We start from the raw sequence: 16,805 nt of genomic DNA, 5'->3' as shown, positions 1-16,805 counted from the left end.
CGCCGGGCCCCGGCGGGGCCCGCCGCCGTCGGGCAGGGAGCGCCCGCCACGGACACGTACGCACGGACGAAAGCAGGATCGGATGCCACGCAAGCTCGTGATCGTCGAGTCGCCCGCCAAGGCTCGCAAGATCCAGGGCTACCTCGGCGACGACTACGAGGTCGAGGCGAGCGTCGGGCACATCCGCGACCTGCCGCAGCCGTCCGAGCTGCCCGCGGACATGAAGAAGGGCCCGTACGGGAAGTTCGCGGTCGACGTCGACCACGGCTTCGACCCGTACTACGAGGTCTACGCGGACAAGAAGAAGAAGGTCGCCGAGCTCAAGCGCGCGCTCAAGGACGCCGACGAGCTCTACCTCGCGACCGATGAGGACCGCGAGGGCGAGGCCATCGCGTGGCACCTCCTGGAGGCGCTCAAGCCCAAGGTGCCGGTCAAGCGCATGGTCTTCCACGAGATCACGCGCGAGGCCATCCAGCGGGCGCTCCAGAACACGCGCGACCTCGACGAGCACCTCGTCGACGCGCAGGAGACCCGTCGCATCCTCGACCGCCTCTACGGCTACGAGGTCTCGCCGGTGCTGTGGCGCAAGATCGCCCAGGGGCTCTCGGCGGGCCGCGTGCAGTCGGTCGCGACGCGCCTCGTCGTCGAGCGCGAGCGCGAGCGCATGGCGTTCGTCCCCGCCGAGTACTGGGACGTCACGGGGACCTTCGAGCACGCCGACGCCTCGGCACCGGACGCGGGCAAGGCGTTCGGCGCCCGGCTCGTGCAGCTCGGCGACAAGCGCGTCGCCTCGGGTCGTGACTTCGACGACCGCGGGCAGCTCAAGCCCGCGGCGGCGCGCGACGGCGTCGCGCACCTCGACGAGACGACGGCGCGCGCCGTCGTGACGGGCCTCGCGGACGCGGCGTTCGCCGTGCGGTCGCTCGAGACCAAGCCGTACACGCGCCGTCCCGCCGCGCCGTTCACGACGTCGACCCTCCAGCAGGAGGCCAGCCGCAAGCTGCGCATGTCGTCGCGCCAGGCCATGCGCACCGCGCAGTCGCTGTACGAGAACGGCTACATCACCTACATGCGTACGGACTCGCCGTCGCTGTCGGCGGAGGCCACCACGGCCGCCCGCCGCCAGGCGGCCGAGCTCTACGGCCCCGAGTTCGTCCCGGAGAAGCCGCGCGTCTACGCCGCGAAGAACCAGGGCGCGCAGGAGGCGCACGAGGCGATCCGCCCCGCGGGCGACTCGTTCCGCACGCCCGCGCAGGTCAAGCGCGAGCTGAGCGACGACCAGTTCAAGCTCTACGAGCTCGTGTGGAAGCGCACCGTCGCGTCGCAGATGGCGGACGCGAAGGGGTCGACGGCGTCCGTCCGCCTCGGCGCGACCCTCTCGTCCGCCGCGGGCGACGTCGCGGGCCGCGACGCGGTGTTCGCCGCGTCGGGCACCGTCATCACGTTCCGCGGGTTCCTGGCCGCGTACGAGGAGAGCTCGGACGTCGACCGGTACGCGGAGGACGCGCCCGTCGTCGGCGCCAAGGGCGACGACGACGCGCGCCTGCCGCAGATGAGCGAGGGCGACGCCCTGCGAGCCGACGACCTCACCGCCGACGGGCACTCCACGTCCGCGCCGCCGCGGTACACCGAGGCCAGCCTGGTCAAGGCGCTCGAGGAGCTCGGGATCGGGCGGCCGTCGACGTACGCCTCGACGATCTCGACGATCCAGGACCGCGGGTACGTGCTGTCGCGCGGGCAGGCGCTCGTGCCGAGCTGGCTCGCGTTCGCCGTCGTGCGGCTGCTCGAGGAGCACTTCGACCGGCTCGTCGACTACGACTTCACCGCGCGCATGGAGGCCGACCTCGACGAGATCGCCGCCGGGCGCCGCGACCGCGTCGCGTGGCTCACCGAGTTCTACTTCGGCGACGCCGCGAAGGGCGAGGACGCCGAGGGCCTGCGCGACCTCGTGGCGAACCTCGGCGACATCGACGCGCGCGGCATCAACTCGGTGCCGATCGGCGAGGGCATCCAGCTCCGCGTCGGGCGGTACGGACCGTACGTGGAGGACCTCTCCGTCCCCGTCAAGGAGGGCGAGAACCCGCCGCGCGCGTCCGTGCCCGACGACGTCGCCCCCGACGAGCTGACCGTCGCCAAGGCGCGCGAGCTGCTCGCCGCGGGCGCCGACGACGGCAAGGTTCTCGGCACCGACCCGGTGTCCGGCCACGAGATCATCGCCAAGGCGGGCCGCTACGGCCCGTACGTGACCGAGGTGCTCGACCTCCCGCCGATCGACACGAGCCTCTCGGCCGCCGCGCAGAAGAAGGCGAAGGCCGCGCAGCCCAAGCCGCGCACGGCGTCGCTCCTCAAGACGCAGTCGCTGGACACGATCACGATCGACGACGCGTTGCGCCTGCTGTCGCTGCCGCGCGTCGTCGGGACGGACCCGGAGTCGGGCGAGGAGATCACGGCGCAGAACGGCCGCTACGGCCCGTACCTCAAGAAGGGCACCGACTCGCGGTCGCTGCCCGACGAGGAGTCGATGTTCACCGTCACCCTCGACGAGGCGCTCGAGCTGTACAAGCAGCCCAAGCGAGGGCGCGGCCAGCGTGCCGCGACACCGCCGCTGCGCGAGCTCGGCGACGACCCGAACAGCGGCAAGCCGATCGTCGTCAAGGACGGCCGGTTCGGCGCGTACGTCACCGACGGCGAGACCAACCGCACGCTGCCCCGCGACGTCACGCCCGAGTCGATCACGCCCGAGCAGGCGATCGAGCTCCTCGCGGAGAAGCGCGCGCAGGGCCCGGCGAAGAAGCGCACGACGGCTCGCAAGCCGGCCGCGAAGAAGGCCCCCGCCAAGAAGACGGCCGCGAAGAAGTAGCGGCCGTTCGCGGCCGTCACCCGTCACCGTCACCCGTCGCCCATCGGTCGACCAGGCGATCGTGGCGCGTCCGGGTTGCCGGACGCGCCACGATCGCCTGGTCGCGGGGCCAGTACCGCCTGGTCGGGGGAACCGTCAGTGGGCGGTGTGCTTGACCGGCTCGGGGAGGCCGGCCTCCGCGCGGACGCGGCGGGAGAAGCCCTCGATGGAACGCAGGGCGTCGACGAGCTCGGGCACGCGCACGGGGAACGGCATGGCGTGGATCGTCTCGCCCTCGGCAGTCGCGGCCTCCGCGACGCGCGTGAGGTCGTGCACGTCGTCGGCGGTCAGGCCGATCTCGGTGAGCGTGTTCGGCAGGCCGACGCGCGTCGTGAAGCGCACGAACTCCTCGATCTCCTCGGTCGGCGCGCCCTCCAGGACGAGCTGCGTCACGGAGCCGATGTTCACCTTCTGGCCGTGCGTGAGCCCGTGCGTCTGGGGCGCGGCGGTGAGGCCGTTGTGGATCGCGTGCGCCGCGGCGAGGCCGCCGGACTCGAAGCCCAGCCCGGACAGGAGCGTGTTCGCCTCGACGACCTTCTCGACCGCGGGCGTCACGAGGTGGTTCTGCACCGCGTCGATCGCGGGCAGCGCGTTCTCCCAGAGGATGTCCCACGAGAGCTGCGCGAGCGCCGTGCCCGTGACGAGGGGAAGCCCACCGGCCATGGTCGACGCGTTCGCCTCGGCGACGGCGCGCGCCTCGATCCACGTCGCGAGCGCGTCACCGACGCCGGCGACGAGGAACCTCACGGGCGCGTTCGCGACGAGGCCCGTGTCGACGAGCACGAGGTCCGGGTTGTGCGGGAAGAACCGGTACTCCTCGAAGGCGCCGTCCTCGGTGTAGATGACGGACAGCGCGGAGCACGGGGCGTCGGTGGACGCGACGGTCGGCACGGAGACCCAGCGGATGCCGCGCAGGTGGCCCGCGGCCTTGACCGCGTCGATGGTCGAGCCGCCGCCGATGCCGACGATCACGTCGGCGCCGAGCTCGTCGATCTCGCGCGCGAGCCGGTCGACCTCCGCGGCGGTGGCGTACGTGCCGAAGCCGGTGCGGTGGCGGGGGAGGTCCTGCTCCTGGAAGGACACGGCGACCGTGTCCTGGACGATGCCCCACACGACGTCGTCGGCGACGAGCAGCGGCTTCGTGCCGATCGGTCGGACGAACTCGCCGAGCCGCGTGAGCGCACCGCGGGCCTGGACGTAGCGCAGCGGGCTGATGAGCGTGCGGACGGGAACCTCGGACATCGTGGCCTCCTGTGGAGTCGGTGGGTCGCCGTCGGGCGCGCCGCAGCCGTGCGAGGCCGGTGCCCGCCGGCCTTCCCCACCGTGTCACGCGTCCCCGGGGACCACCACCGGGACGCCGGGGCGCGTGACCTTGGTCCCGCTCGGGTCAGCGGGCCAGCAGGGTGACCGCGCCGAGCACGACCGTCACGGCGGGCAGGAGCAGCACACCCCAGCGCCCGGTGCGGTCGGTGCGGACGCGCGGTGCGTCGTCGAGCGGGTCGACGACGGGATCGCCCGAGCCCTGCTCGCGCAGACCCCAGACGGTCCCTGCGACGAGGGCGAGCGCGGCCGTGACGAGGACGGGGCCCGCGGGCAGGGCGGCGACCGGGGCGCGCAGCGTGACTGCGACGGCCGCGAGGGCAGCCGTCACGACCACGTTCCCGAGGACGGTCAGCACGGGGTGGGCGAGCGCGGCACGCAGCAGCCGGTCGCCGGCGCGCCACAGCCCGACGAACCCCGCGAGCGCGGCGACGAGGACGAGGAGCATCCCGGCCGGGACCACGAGGGCGGCGCCGTCGAGCGCGGGCCGCAGCGTCCACAGCACGCCGAGCATCCCGACCGTCTGCACGGCGGAGGCGGCGACCGTCCGGCCGATCGAGGAGCTCGACTGGGCCGGGTCCTCCGGCAGGTCGAGCGAGCGCGCGTACGCCACGGGATCGCCGAACGCCTCCTGGGCGGTCTCGCCGGAGTCGACGACGTGCGCGTCCACCTCGGCGAGCACCGCGCCGATGCGCGCGCCGGCGACGCCCTGGAGCCGCAGCTCCAGCAGGAGCGCCTCGGCCCAGCGCGGGTCGACGTGCGGCGCGTGGCGGCGCTCGATCGTGTAGCGGGTCGTGTCGCTCATCGGGGGGTCCTTGTCGGGGTGGGGTCGGGAGGGGGTGCGTCGGTCAGGATCGCGCCCTCTGGCGAGGGCGCGCCGGACGCGCCCGCGACGAGGGTGGTCGCCGCCGTCGTCACGGCGTCCCAGCGGGAGGTCGCCGCGGCGAGCGCGACGCGACCCTGGTCCGTGACGGCGTAGTACCGACGGCTCGGCCCGCGCTCGCCCTGGTGCCAGGAGGTCGTGACGAGGCCGTCGTCCTCCAGCCGCTGCAGGAGCGGGTAGAGCGTGCCGCCCTTCACGGTGCCGAGGCCCGCGTCGGCGAGCGACCGCGTGATCGCGTAGCCGTAGGTGGGGCCGTGGGCTGCGACGACCGCGAGCACGCACAGCGGCAGCACGCCGCGCAGGAGCTCGCGGTCGAGCCGCTCGTCGAACGTCATGGGCTAGACAGTACGGCTATCTAGTTAGGGCGGCAACCTAGTGATCGGCGGACCGGCGTCCTGCGATTCGCATGAGTGCTGTTATAACAGTGCTATGACTTCTCTGGACCCGACCACGGTCCCTGGCCGCTGGGACTCCCTGCACGCCGTGCTCCGACGCCTCGACGACGAGATCGAGACCGTCTATGCGGACCGCGGGATCGTGGGCGTGCGCCCGCGCTTCGTCTACCCGCTCATCCGGCTCGCGCACACCGGCCCCCTGACCATCCGGGAGCTCGCGGCCTCGCTCGGGCGGACGCACTCGGCGATGAGCCAGACGGTCACCGCGATGCGGCGCGAGGGCCTCGTCGAGACCGAGCCCGGCGCGGACGCGCGCACGCGGCGCGTCGCGCTCACCGACCGGGCGCGCGAGCTCGTCCCGCTCCTCGAGGCGGAGTGGCGGGCGACCGAGGAGTCCGTCGCCGAGATCGACGACGAGCTGCCGCACGCCCTGAGCGCGGTCGTCGTCGAGCTGGAGCGCGTGCTCGCCCGCAGGTCGCTGCGCGAGCGGCTCGTCGAGCGCCTCGACGCGGCCGGCCACCCCGCACCGCGGGAGGGCTGAGGTGCGCGACCACGTCCTCGACCTGCGGCCGCTGCGCGCGAGCCGCGCGTACCGCGACCTGTGGGCCGGGTCGGCCGTGGGTGGCCTCGGCTTCCAGATCGCCAACGTCGCGGTGCTGCTCCAGGTCTGGGAGCTCACCCACAGCCCGCTGTGGACGGGCACGATCGGGCTCGCGACCGCGGTCCCGCTCCTGACGCTCGGGCTGGTGGGCGGGCACCTCGCCGACGTCCACGACCGTCGCACCCTCATGCGTCTCGCCGCCGTCGGGCAGGTGCTCGCCGCGGCCGGCCTCGCCGCGCAGGCGCTCGCGGGGAACCGGTCGGTGTGGCTCCTGCTCGGGCTCGTCGCGGCGGGCGCGGCGTGCAACGCGCTCGGCTCGCCCGCGCGTCGGACCGTGCCGCCCCGGCTGCTGCCGCCCGACCAGGTGGCGGCGGGGCTCGCGCTGCAGAACCTCGCGTTCCAGGTGGCCATGCTCGTCGGGCCCGCGCTCGCAGGCCTCGTCCTGGCGCGCTGGGACCTGCCCGCGGCGTACGGCCTGCAGGCGGTTGCCGCCGTCGTCGCGCTGCTCGGGCTCGTGCGCCTCCCGCCCCTGCCCCCGCTCCCCGGCGGCCCCTCGGCCACGACGGGCCCGGCCGCGGCGACGCCCGAGCCCGCGCCCCGCCGTCGGGCGGCCGCGGGCGGGTGGTCGATCGTGTGGCGCAGGCCGACGCTGCGCGGCGCGTTCGCGACGGACGTCGCGGCGACCGTGCTCGCCATGCCCGTCTCGCTCTTCCCGCTCGTCAACGAGATCCGGTTCGACGGCGACCCCCGCACCCTCGGCCTGTTCCTCTCGGCGGTCGCGGTGGGAGGGATCGGCGCCGGCCTCCTGTCGGGGGCCGTGACACGGGCGCCGCGCTCGGGCGCGCTGCAGCTCGCCGCGGCGGCGACGTGGGGCGTCGCGCTCGCCGGGTTCGGGCTCGCGGGGCCGCTGTGGCTCGCGCTCGCGTGCCTGGCGGTCGCCGGCGCGGCGGACACCGTCTCGGTCGTGACGCGCGGTGCGCTGGTGCAGCTCGAGACGCCCGACGAGTTCCGCGGACGGGTGTCCTCGGTCGAGCACGTGGTGGGCGTCGCCGGCCCGGAGGTCGGGAACTTCCGCGGGGGAGTGCTCGCGTCGCTGACGTCCGCGCCCGTCGCGCTGGTGGCGGGCGGGCTGGTGGCGAGCGCCGTCGTCGGGCTCGTCGCGTGGCGCAACGCCCCGCTGCGCCGCTACCGCACCCCGACCCCGGACCCCCTCCCCGTCCCGTGAGTGCGTGAGACGGTCGCGCCCGGGCCTCCGGGACGCGACGAGCTCACGCACTCGGCGGGACGAGGGTCAGTCGACGGTCACCGCGTCGAGGACCGGGAGGCGAGCGGCGCGGATCGCGGGCCAGACGCTCGCGACGAGACCGATGACGACGGCGACGCCGAGGATCGCGAGCACCTGGCCCCACGGCACGGCGAGCGTGCTCAGCCCTTCGTCGGCGAGCACGCCCGGGAGGGCGGCGCCGATACCGATGCCCGTCGCGACGCCGAGCACCGTGCCGTACACCGCCGTGAGGACCGACTCGATCGCGATGACCCCGGCGAGCTGGAGCCGTCCCAGCCCGACGGCGCGCAGCAGCCCGATCTCGCGCGTCCGCTCGATGATCGACAGCGCGAGCGTGTTGACGATCCCGAGCAGTGCGATGACGATCGACAGCGCGAGCAGGGCGTAGAGGATGACGAGCACCTGGTTCACCTGGTCGGCGAACGCGGACGCGGTCTGCTCCCGGTCGAGCACCGTGACGACGAGGAACGGCTCGACCGCCGACGTCAGCGCGGTGCGCAGCTCCTCGACCTCCGCGGGGCCCGCGCCGTCGGCCGCCGACACGTAGACGATCCGCACGCTCGTCTGGGCGGCCGGCACGACGGCGTCGAACACGTCGTCGCGCACGAGGACCCCGGTCCCCACGAGCTGGCTGTCGATCACCGCGCCCACGCGCGCCTCCACGGCGGCATCGCCCTCGCCGAGCCGCAGCGTGTCGCCCACCTCCCAGCCGCGCTCGCGCGCGGTGCGCCGGTGCACGACGACGTCCCCGTCCTCGAGCGTGGACGTCGGGTCCCCGGCGAGCGTCACGGGCTCGAGCGCGGTGTCGAAGAACCCGGCGGGCACGCCCGCGACGTCGGTCCCGCGCGCGCCGTCGTCCGTGCCGTCGGCCGTGCTGTCGTCGGAGCCGGAGCTGACCGTGGCGACCGACGCCGACCCGAGCCGGACCGTGTCCACGACGGCGGCGCTCGGCGTCGCGGTGACGGCCTCGACCGCGCCCTCGGGCACGACGAGGGTCGCGGAGTCGACCACGAGGTCGGCCCGCACCTCGTTCTCGACGATGCTCCGCACCGACGCCTGGGTCGAGGCGGCGATGACGCCCGTGACCGACACGAGGGCCATGCCGATGAGCAGGGCCCCGGCGGTGCTCGCGGTGCGGCGGGGGTTGCGCGTGACGTTGCCGCGCGCGAGGCGGCCGAGCGGGCGCAGCGTGACGACGAGCGGCCACGCGAGCACCGCGAGCACGCCCCGCGCGACGGCCGGCGACCCGACGAGCACGCCGACGAGCACGAGCCCGGCCCCGACGCCGAGGAGCACGCGCGGGCTCAGGCCGTCGACCCAGGCCCAGCCGGTCGGTGCGTCCACGACCGAGGACCCCAGGTACGCCGCGAGCCACAGGACCCCGGCGCCCGCCGCGACGACGACCACGCCGCCCACGGCCCGCAGGCCGGTGCCGCGGTCGGGCGCGACGTCGTCGCGCATCGCCTGCACGGGCGGGATCGCGGCGGCCCGCCGCGCGGGCAGCACCGCCGCGAGGACGCTGACGACCGCCCCGAGCGCGACGGCGGCCACGACCTGCGGCGCGCCGAGCGGGACGCGGCCCGAGAACTCCATGCCCGCGAGCGCGAGCCCCCACCGGATGACGCGCACCAGCCCGGCCCCGGCGAGCACGCCGAACCCACCACCGACGAGCCCGACGACGAGCGCCTGGACGAGGACCGACGCGAACACCTGGCCGGGCGACGCGCCGAGCGCGCGCAGGAGGGCGAGCTCGCGCAGGCGCTCGCGCACCGACATGGCGAACGTGTTCGCGATGATGAACGCGCCGACGAACAGCGCGATGGCGGCGAACACGAGCAGGAACGTCTCGACGAACCCGAGCACCTCCTCGACCGCCTCGCTCGCCTCGGCGCGCGCCTGGTCGCCCGTGACGGCCTCCGCGCCGGACGGCAGGACCGACGCGACGCGGTCCGCGAGCACGTCCTCGTCCACCGGTCCGGACGAGTCGGCCCAGACGGCGATCTGGGGCACCAGCCCGTCGGGCGCGTAGACCTCGCGCGCGGTGTCGCCGTCGATCCCGACGAGGACCGCCCCCGCGGCGGCGGCCTCGATGCCGAACACGCCGGACACGGTCACGGGGCGCGGCTCCCCGCCGAGCACGACCGTCGTCTCGTCGCCCGTGGCGAGGTCCGCGGTCTGCGCCGCGCTCTGCTCCAGCGCGATCTCGCCCGCGCCGGGCCACGCGCCGTCGAGCAGCGTGAGGCTCGGGTCCTCCGGGTCGACGGAGAACGCCGTGCTCGGCGGCCCGGTGGTCACGACGGCCGTGCCGTCGGCCGCGACGAGCACGACGGGCCCGGACACGTCCGCCACGGCCCGCTCGACGCCGTCGACGCCTTCGATCTCCGCCGTGAGGTCCGTCGGGACGAGGGTGCGGTCGCCCACGAACCCGCCCCCGCCGGCCGCGCCGCCGCCGGCCGGTCCGGACGCGTCGCCCTCGACCTCCTGCGCGCCGCGCACGTAGACGTCGGCCGTGAGCGTCGTCGCGATGATGTCGTCGAACGTCGAGGAGAGCATGCCGCGGAACGCGAACGTGCCGACGACGAACGCGACGCCGAGCGTCACGGCGAGCACCGACAGGACGAAGCGCACGACGTGCGCGCGCACGCCCCGCAGCGCGACGCGGATCATGCGGCGTCGTCCGCGGCGAGCGCGAGCGCGTCGAGGATGTCCTGCTGCGTGGGGTCGTGCAGCTCGCCCGCGAGGCGACCGTCCGCGAGGAAGACGACGCGGTGCGCGTACGACGCCGCGCGCGGGTCGTGCGTGACCATGACGACCGTCTGGTCGAGCTCGTCGACGGAGCGGCGCAGGAACGCGAGCACCTCCCCTGCGGAGCGTGAGTCGAGGTTGCCGGTCGGCTCGTCGGCGAACACGATCGAGGGCCGTGACACGAGCGCCCGCGCGCACGCGACGCGCTGCTGCTGCCCGCCCGACAGCTCGGAGGGGCGGTGGTGCAGGCGGTCGGTGAGCCCGACGGCGGTCGTCACCTCGTCGAACCAGTCGCGGTCCACGCGCGTGCGCGCGATGTCGAGGGGGAGCGTGATGTTCTCCGCGGCAGTGAGCGTCGGGACGAGGTTGTACGCCTGGAAGACGAACCCGACGCGCGTGCGGCGCAGCGCCGTGAGCCGCCGCTGCGACATCCGGCTGATCTCCTGCCCGTCGATCACGACGCTGCCGGACGTCGGGGAGTCGAGCCCGGCGAGGCAGTGCATGAGCGTCGACTTGCCGGAGCCGGACGGCCCCATGATCGCGGTGAGGCGGCCGCGCGCGAAGTCGACGTCGACGCCGTCGAGCGCCCGCACGGCCGTCGGGCCGGAGCCGTAGACCTTGACGAGGTCGCGCGCGCTCGCCCGCGCCTCGGGCGCGCGCGCGTCGGCGTCGGCGGTCTCGGTCCGGGGCGCGGGGGGTGTCATGCCCCCATCGTGACGTGCTGCACCGCCGCGCGCACCACCCGCACGGGGGAGGTGTGGTGGACGGTGCGGAGGGAGGCGCTGGTGCGGGCGGTGCCGAGCCCGTCGTGCGGGCTGTGGACGAGCCTGGGTGGGGCGCCCGCGGGGCGATAGCGTGGGCCTCATGAGCACCGTCGCCCCGCCGCCCGCCTCGCACCCCGACGAGTCCCCGGCCGCCTCCGGCGTCCACCCGTTCCCCGACCTGTCCGCGGAGGTGACGGGAACGGTCCCCGACCCGCGCAGCGCGCCCCCGATCCGCTGGGGCATCCTCGGCGCGGGCGGCATCGCGTCGTCGTTCGCGGAGGCGGTGCGCCTGCACACGCAGGGTCGCGTCGCCTCGGTGGGCTCGCGCGACCGCGTGCGGGCAGAGCGCTTCGCGACCGCGCACGGCGTCCCCACGACGCACCACGGCTACGACGAGCTCGTCGAGGACCCGCAGGTGGACGTCGTGTACGTCGCGACGCCGCACTCGCACCACCACGAGCACGCCCTGCTCGCGATCCGCGCGGGCAAGCACGTCCTCGTCGAGAAGGCGTTCACACGCAACGAGGCCGAGGCGGTCGAGGTGCTCGACGCCGCGCGCGAGGCGGGCGTGTTCGTCATGGAGGCCATGTGGACGCGGTTCCTGCCGCACGTCGCCGCGCTGCGTGGCGTGATCGCGCGCGGCGAGATCGGCGACGTCGTGAACCTCAGCGCCGACCACGGCCAGTGGTTCCCGTTCGACCCCGAGCACCGGCTCTACGCGCCGGAGCTGGCGGGCGGCGCGCTGCTCGACCTGGGCGTCTACCCGGTGTCGTTCGCGCACGACCTGCTGGGCGCGCCGTCGACCGTGACGGCCGTCGGCGCGCTCACGGAGACGGGCGTCGACGGGCAGGCGAGCATCGTGCTCGGCTACGGCGACACGCAGGCGACGCTCTCGACCACGCTGTGGTCGCGCACCGCGAACACGGCGGTGATCTCGGGCACGGCGGGCCGCATCGAGGTCGAGGGCACGTTCTACGCGCCGACGTCGTTCCGCGTCGTCCGGCACGACGGCGCGTCCTGGTACTACGACGGCTTCTCCGGCGAGGGCAAGCAGTACCAGGCCGCGGAGGTCGCGCGCCGCGTCGCCGCCGGCGAGACGCAGAGCCCGCGCATGTCGTGGGACTCGACGCTCGAGGTCATGCGCACGCTCGACGAGGTGCGCCGCCAGGTCGGGGTCGTCTACCCCGGGGAGTGACGCCCGCGGGCGGGCGTCGCGTCAGTCGGTGTGCTCGACGACGTAGCTGCGGCCGTCGGGGCCGGTGACCCGCTCGAAGCGGGTGCGCAGCTCCTGGTCGCGCTCGCGCTCGGCGTCGGACACGCCGCGGCCGTCGGCCTCCTGTCGCCCGAGCTGTGCCGGGCCGAAGATCGGCAGGAAGCCTTCGGTGATGCGCATGCCGAGCGTGCGCTTGTCGTTCTTGCGCGCCACGGTGTCCTCCGCTGGTGTCGCGTCGCCGGCCGGGGCCGGTGGCTGGTGCTCGTCGGCTGATGGTTGGTGCACCAATGATTGGCGTACCAAGAATAGCGCGATCCTCGGTAGCATGGCGCCATGGCGAGCGAGGAGCACGGCGGGGCGTCCGCACCGGGCGCGGCGACGCTGTTCGCGGACCCGCTCGCGCTCGAGGCGCAGGTGTGCTTCGCGCTCTCGGCGGGGGCCCGCGGCATGGTCGCCCTGTACCGGCCGCTGCTCGAGCCCCTGGGCATCACCCACCCGCAGTACCTCGTGCTGCTCGCGCTGTGGCAGGACGACGCGGCGGGCACGACGTCGACCGTCGGCGACCTCGCGGCCCGGCTGCACCTCGACGCGGGGACGCTCTCGCCGCTCCTCAAGCGGCTGGAGAGCCTGGGGTACGTGCGCCGTTCCCGGTCGCCCGACGACGGTCGCCAGGTCCGCGTGACGCTCACGCCCGAGGGGCGCGCGCGGCGTCGCGACGCGGAGCGCATCCCGCCCGCCATCGTCGCCGCCACGGGCCTCACCCTCGACGAGCTGGCGGAGATCCACGTCGCCGCGTCGAAGGTCGTCGCGGCCGCCCGACGTGCCGGGGTCTACTGACCGACGGCGGCCCGCCGAGCATGCGGTTCTGGCCCGTCCGGGGACGAGGACGGGAGACGACCGCATGGTCGGCGGGGTGGTCAGGCGTCCGTGATCCGGATGCCGTCCGGGCCTGCGGCGAAGCGCACCCGCGCCAGGCCCGCCGCCAGCGCGTCGGGTGCAGGGGTCGCGGACGCGAGCTCGTCGGCCGTGTGCGTGCCCGTCACGACGAGCACGGCGCACCCTGCGGCGCGGGCCGACGCGACCCCGGCCGGGGCGTCCTCGACGACGAGGCACCGCGCCGGGTCCACGCCCAGGCGCTCCGCGCCGAGGAGGAAGGGGTCCGGGTCGGGCTTGCCGCGGGCGACGTCGTCCGCGGTGACGACCACCGACGGCGCGACGAGGCCCGACGCGGCCATGCGCGCCGCCGCGAGGGGGCGCGTGCACGACGTGACGATCGCCTGCCGCTCCGGGGGCAGGACGGCGAGCGCGTCGCGCGTCCCCGGGAGGATCGTCACGCCCTCGTTGTCCTCGAGCTCCAGCTCGTGGATGCGCTCGTACGCAGGCTCCACCTGGTCGGCCGGCAGGAGCGTCGCGATGAGCGTGCGCGCCGGGGTGCCGTGCTGGATCTGGAAGTCCTCGGCGTCGGGCAGGCCGTGCTCCGCGGCCCAGCGACGCCAGTTCCGGTCCACCGCCGGGACCGAGTCGATGAGCGTGCCGTCCATGTCGAACAGCACGGCGTCGAACGTCCGGCCGGCGAACGCGACGCCGGGGGTGGCCAGCGGAGCGGGCGTGGGGTCCGTCGCGGGGGCGGTCACGGGATCGGGCATGGCCCGAGGCTATCCCGCGCGTCCGGCGCCCGCGGCTGTCCGCACGTCCGGCGGCCGGGGGACCGGCCCGTGTCCGACGTCGCGACTAGGGTGGTCGCCGTGAGCGCACCCGGGTACTTCATCTCCTTCGAGGGCGGCGACGGCGTCGGCAAGTCGACGCAGGCGCGCCTGCTCGGGCAGTGGCTCGGCGAGCTCACGGGGCGCGAGGTCGTGCTGACGCGCGAGCCGGGCGGCACGGAGCTCGGCAAGGAGCTGCGCGCCGCGGTGCTCCACGGGCAGGACATGGACCCCCGCACGGAGGCGCTCATCTACGCCGCGGACCGCGCACACCACGTCGCGAGCCTCGTGCGCCCCGCGCTCGAGCGTGGGGCGATCGTCGTCACGGACCGCTACCTCGACTCGTCGGTCGCGTACCAGGCGGGCGGTCGCGAGCTCGGCGCCGACGAGGTCGAGCTCATCTCGCGCTGGGCCGTGCAGGACCTCCTCCCGGACGTGACGATCCTGCTCGACCTCGACCCGGCGGTCGCCGCCGGGCGCATCCGCCGCCAGCACGACCGCCTCGAGCGCGCGGGCGCGGAGTTCCACCGCCGCACGCGCGAGGCGTTCCTCACGCGCGCGGCGTCGGACCCGGACCGCTGGGTGGTCCTCGACGCCGCGGGGTCGGTCGACGACCTCCAGGCGCAGATCCGGGTCGACGTCGCCGCGCGGCTCGAGCTCACGCCCGTCGTCGAGGAGGCCGAGGACACGGTCGCGGCGCTGCCCGACGACGGCTTCGACGACACGGACAGCGCGATCGGCTACGCGCCGGGCACGGACCTGCTGCCGGGCGCCCCGGCGCGGCCGGCCGGGGACGCGCACGCATGAGCGTCTGGGACGACGTCGTCGGGCAGGAGCAGGCCGTCGCGACTCTCCGTGCCGCGGCCACCGACCCCGCCGCGATGACCCACGCGTGGCTGCTCACCGGCCCGCCGGGGTCCGGCCGCTCGAACGCCGCGCGCGCGTTCGCGGCCGCGCTCCAGTGCGAGCAGGGCGGCTGCGGGCGCTGCCAGGCCTGCCGCACGACGCTCGCCGGGACGCACCCGGACGTCACGCTCGTCGCGACCGAGCTCGTGACCATCAAGATCGACGACGTGCGCGACCTGGTGACGGTCGCGAGCCGCAGCCCGTCGCAGGGCCGGCGCCGGGTCATCGTCGTCGAGGACGCCGACCGCATGGCGGAGCGCACCACGAACGTCCTCCTCAAGGCGATAGAGGAGCCCGCCCCGCACACCGTGTGGATCCTCTGCGCACCCAGCCCGCAGGACGTGCTCGTGACGATCCGGTCGCGCTGCCGCGGGGTCGTGCTGCGGGTGCCGCCGGTCGAGGCCGTCGCAGGGCTGCTCGTGCAGCGCGACGGAGTCGACGAGCACGTCGCCCTCGTCGCGGCGCGCGCGGCCCAGAGCCACATCGGCCTCGCCCGGCGTCTCGCGCGGGACGCGGGCGCGCGCGAGCGCCGCACGTCGGTGCTCTCGCTCGCGCGGCGGGTCCGCGGGGTGGGCGACGCCGTGCTCGCGGCGGGAGAGCTCGTGGACCTCGCGCAGGCCGAGGCGAAGGCCGCGACGGAGGAGCGCGACGCCGCGGAGAAGGCCGAGCTCCTGCGTGCCCTCGGCGTCGCGGACGGCGAGACGCTCCCCCCGCGGCTGCGCTCCCAGCTCCGCGACCTCGAGGCCGACCAGAAGCGGCGGGCGACGCGCCACCAGCGCGACGTGCTCGACCGCGCGATGGTCGACCTGCTCTCCCTGTACCGCGACGTGCTCGTGGTGCAGCTCGGGGCGCAGGTCGAGCTCGTCAACAGCGAGCTCGCCGAGACGGTGCGTGCGCTCGCGGAGGACTCGACGCCCGAGCAGACGGTGCGGCGCATGGACGCGATCGGCGTCGCCCGCGAGCGCCTCGAGGGCAACGTCGCGCCGCTGCTCGCCGTGGAGGCGATGGTCGTCGCCCTGCGGCCTCAGGGCTGACGGTCGCTAGCTCGACGGCGCCGCCGCGCGGAGCTTCTCCAGGAGCGGTCCCGCGGCGGTCTCGAGGAACTCGCGCTGCCCGACCTCGCCCACCTGGACGAGCGCGAGGTCGGTGAACCCGGCCTCCCACCACGCGGACGCCGCCTCGACGACCCCGTCCAGGTCGGGGCCGCACGGGATGGACCCGGCCACGTCCTCGGGCCGCACGAACGCCGTCGCCGCCTCGAACGCCTCGGTCGTGGGCAGGTCCGCGTTGACGCGCCAGCCGCCGCCGAACCACCGGAACTGCTCGTGGGCGCGCGCCACGGCCGTCTCCTCGTCCGGGTCCCAGCAGATCGGCATCTGCCCGACGACGCGCGACGGCGCGAGCTCGTCGCGCTCGCGGACGGAGGACCACCGCTGCACGACGTCGGCCTCGGGCTCGGTCGTGACGAGGTGGTCGGCCAGCGGGGCGAACCGCTCGATCGACTGCGGGCCGGAGACGGCCACCCCGATCTCGACGGTCTCGTCGGGCAGGTCCCAGAGCTTGGCCGAGTCGACGCGGTAGTGGACGCCCTCGAACGTGAGGCGCTCGCCGTCGAGCAGCGAGCGGATGATCTCGACCGCCTCCTCGAGCATGTCGTGCCGCTCGCCGACCGCGGGCCAGCGCTCGCCCGCCACGTGCTCGTTGAGGTTCTCCCCGGCGCCGAGCCCGAGGGTGAAGCGGTCGTCGGACAGGAGCGCCACGGTCGCGGCCTTCTGCGCCACGACCGCGGGGTGGTAGCGCAGGAGAGGGCACGTCACGTACGTCATGAGGCCGACGCGCTCGGTCGCCTGGGCGACCGCCCCGAGCACGGACCACGCGTACGGGGCGTGGCCCTGGGCGTCGAGCCACGGGAAGTAGTGGTCGGACATCACCTCGAAGTCGAAGCCGACGCGCTCCGCGTCGACCGCGTGCTCCACGAGCGCGCGAGGGCCGGACTGCTCGGTCATGAGGGTGTAGCCGAAGCGGGTCATGTCTCGATCGTGGGACGGGCCGGGCCCACCCGCACGCGGGTGCGCCCGGCCCGATGGGGCG

15 protein-coding genes are annotated in these 16,805 nt (G+C 75.1%); 7 read left to right on the top strand and 8 right to left on the bottom strand.

Annotated elements, in window-relative coordinates:
- The first annotated feature begins 82 nt into the window (after positions 1–82).
- Positions 83–2,860: a type I DNA topoisomerase gene (gene topA, locus ABIE39_RS00190; protein ID WP_074810313.1), complete on the top strand. Its 2,778-nt coding sequence runs from the start codon at positions 83–85 to the stop codon at positions 2,858–2,860.
- 135 nt (positions 2,861–2,995) lie between these two features.
- Here the strand turns inward: topA and ABIE39_RS00185 are convergent, their stop codons facing one another.
- The 3 genes from ABIE39_RS00185 to ABIE39_RS00175 all read right to left on the bottom strand — a co-directional run bounded on the left by ABIE39_RS00185 (position 2,996) and on the right by ABIE39_RS00175 (position 5,437).
- The gene (locus tag ABIE39_RS00185) at positions 2,996–4,141 is read right to left on the bottom strand and encodes a glycerol dehydrogenase (protein WP_354049888.1); all 1,146 of its coding nucleotides are present in this window, start codon (positions 4,139–4,141) and stop codon (positions 2,996–2,998) included.
- Positions 4,142–4,286: 145 nt separating this feature from the next.
- Positions 4,287–5,024, bottom strand: coding sequence for a hypothetical protein (locus tag ABIE39_RS00180; protein WP_354049886.1), 738 nt, complete (start codon positions 5,022–5,024; stop codon positions 4,287–4,289).
- Complete coding sequence (locus ABIE39_RS00175; protein WP_175007617.1) at positions 5,021–5,437, bottom strand: helix-turn-helix transcriptional regulator; 417 nt, start codon at positions 5,435–5,437, stop codon at positions 5,021–5,023. The genes ABIE39_RS00180 and ABIE39_RS00175 overlap by 4 nt, the downstream gene beginning before the upstream one ends.
- A gap of 94 nt (positions 5,438–5,531) precedes the next feature.
- Between ABIE39_RS00175 and ABIE39_RS00170 the strand changes: the two genes are divergently transcribed.
- Both ABIE39_RS00170 and ABIE39_RS00165 read left to right on the top strand, forming a co-directional pair.
- Positions 5,532–6,038, top strand: coding sequence for a MarR family transcriptional regulator (locus ABIE39_RS00170; RefSeq protein ID WP_175007618.1), 507 nt, complete (start codon positions 5,532–5,534; stop codon positions 6,036–6,038).
- Between the two features lies 1 nt (position 6,039).
- Positions 6,040–7,323 (top strand): MFS transporter, encoded by a 1,284-nt coding sequence (locus tag ABIE39_RS00165; RefSeq protein ID WP_175007619.1) that lies wholly within the window; start codon positions 6,040–6,042, stop codon positions 7,321–7,323.
- A 66-nt stretch (positions 7,324–7,389) separates the two neighbouring features.
- Here the strand turns inward: ABIE39_RS00165 and ABIE39_RS00160 are convergent, their stop codons facing one another.
- Both ABIE39_RS00160 and ABIE39_RS00155 read right to left on the bottom strand, forming a co-directional pair.
- Positions 7,390–10,050 carry an ABC transporter permease gene (locus tag ABIE39_RS00160; protein WP_354049883.1) on the bottom strand — a complete coding sequence of 887 codons (2,661 nt, stop codon included), beginning with the start codon at positions 10,048–10,050 and terminating at the stop codon, positions 7,390–7,392.
- Positions 10,047–10,832 carry an ABC transporter ATP-binding protein gene (locus ABIE39_RS00155; protein ID WP_354049881.1) on the bottom strand — a complete coding sequence of 262 codons (786 nt, stop codon included), beginning with the start codon at positions 10,830–10,832 and terminating at the stop codon, positions 10,047–10,049. Before ABIE39_RS00155 ends, ABIE39_RS00160 begins: the two co-directional genes overlap by 4 nt.
- Positions 10,833–10,992: 160 nt before the next feature.
- Here ABIE39_RS00155 and ABIE39_RS00150 point away from each other — a divergent pair, with 160 nt between their 5' ends.
- Positions 10,993–12,087 carry a Gfo/Idh/MocA family protein gene (locus tag ABIE39_RS00150; protein WP_354049879.1) on the top strand — a complete coding sequence of 365 codons (1,095 nt, stop codon included), beginning with the start codon at positions 10,993–10,995 and terminating at the stop codon, positions 12,085–12,087.
- Between the two features lie 21 nt (positions 12,088–12,108).
- On the opposite strand, the gene ABIE39_RS00145 is transcribed toward ABIE39_RS00150, so the two are convergent.
- Entirely contained in the window at positions 12,109–12,318 is a 210-nt protein-coding gene (locus tag ABIE39_RS00145; protein ID WP_021482922.1) for a hypothetical protein, read from the bottom strand.
- 120 nt (positions 12,319–12,438) lie between these two features.
- Between ABIE39_RS00145 and ABIE39_RS00140 the strand changes: the two genes are divergently transcribed.
- Positions 12,439–12,942: a MarR family transcriptional regulator gene (locus ABIE39_RS00140; protein WP_175007623.1), complete on the top strand. Its 504-nt coding sequence runs from the start codon at positions 12,439–12,441 to the stop codon at positions 12,940–12,942.
- 80 nt (positions 12,943–13,022) lie between these two features.
- Here the strand turns inward: ABIE39_RS00140 and ABIE39_RS00135 are convergent, their stop codons facing one another.
- Positions 13,023–13,751 carry an HAD-IA family hydrolase gene (locus tag ABIE39_RS00135; protein WP_175007624.1) on the bottom strand — a complete coding sequence of 243 codons (729 nt, stop codon included), beginning with the start codon at positions 13,749–13,751 and terminating at the stop codon, positions 13,023–13,025.
- Positions 13,752–13,850: 99 nt separating this feature from the next.
- Here ABIE39_RS00135 and tmk point away from each other — a divergent pair, with 99 nt between their 5' ends.
- Together tmk and ABIE39_RS00125 are read left to right on the top strand one after the other, a co-directional pair.
- Complete coding sequence (gene tmk / locus ABIE39_RS00130) at positions 13,851–14,615, top strand: dTMP kinase (RefSeq protein WP_175007625.1); 765 nt, start codon at positions 13,851–13,853, stop codon at positions 14,613–14,615.
- Positions 14,612–15,748 (top strand): DNA polymerase III subunit delta', encoded by a 1,137-nt coding sequence (locus tag ABIE39_RS00125; protein WP_074810288.1) that lies wholly within the window; start codon positions 14,612–14,614, stop codon positions 15,746–15,748. The genes tmk and ABIE39_RS00125 overlap by 4 nt, the downstream gene beginning before the upstream one ends.
- A gap of 6 nt (positions 15,749–15,754) precedes the next feature.
- Here the strand turns inward: ABIE39_RS00125 and ABIE39_RS00120 are convergent, their stop codons facing one another.
- On the bottom strand, positions 15,755–16,744 hold the full coding sequence (locus tag ABIE39_RS00120) for a TIGR03557 family F420-dependent LLM class oxidoreductase (protein ID WP_209828354.1): 990 nt from the start codon (positions 16,742–16,744) through the stop codon (positions 15,755–15,757).
- Positions 16,745–16,805: the final 61 nt, after the last annotated feature.

The organism is Cellulosimicrobium sp. 4261 (genome assembly GCF_040546915.1).
Classification (GTDB): domain Bacteria; phylum Actinomycetota; class Actinomycetes; order Actinomycetales; family Cellulomonadaceae; genus Cellulosimicrobium; species Cellulosimicrobium cinnabarinum.
This window is presented reverse-complemented; position numbering and strand designations above follow the sequence as displayed.

What these genes read in the sequence shown, in the direction of transcription:
- ABIE39_RS00155 (WP_354049881.1), bottom strand. Translation starts at nt 10,832, where the DNA reads ATGACACCCCCCGCGCCCCGGACCGAGACCGCCGACGCCGACGCGCGC.
- ABIE39_RS00120 (WP_209828354.1), bottom strand. Translation starts at nt 16,744, where the DNA reads ATGACCCGCTTCGGCTACACCCTCATGACCGAGCAGTCCGGCCCTCGC.
- ABIE39_RS00125 (WP_074810288.1), top strand. Translation starts at nt 14,612, where the DNA reads ATGAGCGTCTGGGACGACGTCGTCGGGCAGGAGCAGGCCGTCGCGACT.
- ABIE39_RS00175 (WP_175007617.1), bottom strand. Translation starts at nt 5,437, where the DNA reads ATGACGTTCGACGAGCGGCTCGACCGCGAGCTCCTGCGCGGCGTGCTG.
- topA (WP_074810313.1), top strand. Translation starts at nt 83, where the DNA reads ATGCCACGCAAGCTCGTGATCGTCGAGTCGCCCGCCAAGGCTCGCAAG.
- ABIE39_RS00140 (WP_175007623.1), top strand. Translation starts at nt 12,439, where the DNA reads ATGGCGAGCGAGGAGCACGGCGGGGCGTCCGCACCGGGCGCGGCGACG.
- ABIE39_RS00185 (WP_354049888.1), bottom strand. Translation starts at nt 4,141, where the DNA reads ATGTCCGAGGTTCCCGTCCGCACGCTCATCAGCCCGCTGCGCTACGTC.
- ABIE39_RS00150 (WP_354049879.1), top strand. Translation starts at nt 10,993, where the DNA reads ATGAGCACCGTCGCCCCGCCGCCCGCCTCGCACCCCGACGAGTCCCCG.
- ABIE39_RS00135 (WP_175007624.1), bottom strand. Translation starts at nt 13,751, where the DNA reads ATGCCCGATCCCGTGACCGCCCCCGCGACGGACCCCACGCCCGCTCCG.
- ABIE39_RS00180 (WP_354049886.1), bottom strand. Translation starts at nt 5,024, where the DNA reads ATGAGCGACACGACCCGCTACACGATCGAGCGCCGCCACGCGCCGCAC.
- ABIE39_RS00160 (WP_354049883.1), bottom strand. Translation starts at nt 10,050, where the DNA reads ATGATCCGCGTCGCGCTGCGGGGCGTGCGCGCGCACGTCGTGCGCTTC.
- ABIE39_RS00170 (WP_175007618.1), top strand. Translation starts at nt 5,532, where the DNA reads ATGACTTCTCTGGACCCGACCACGGTCCCTGGCCGCTGGGACTCCCTG.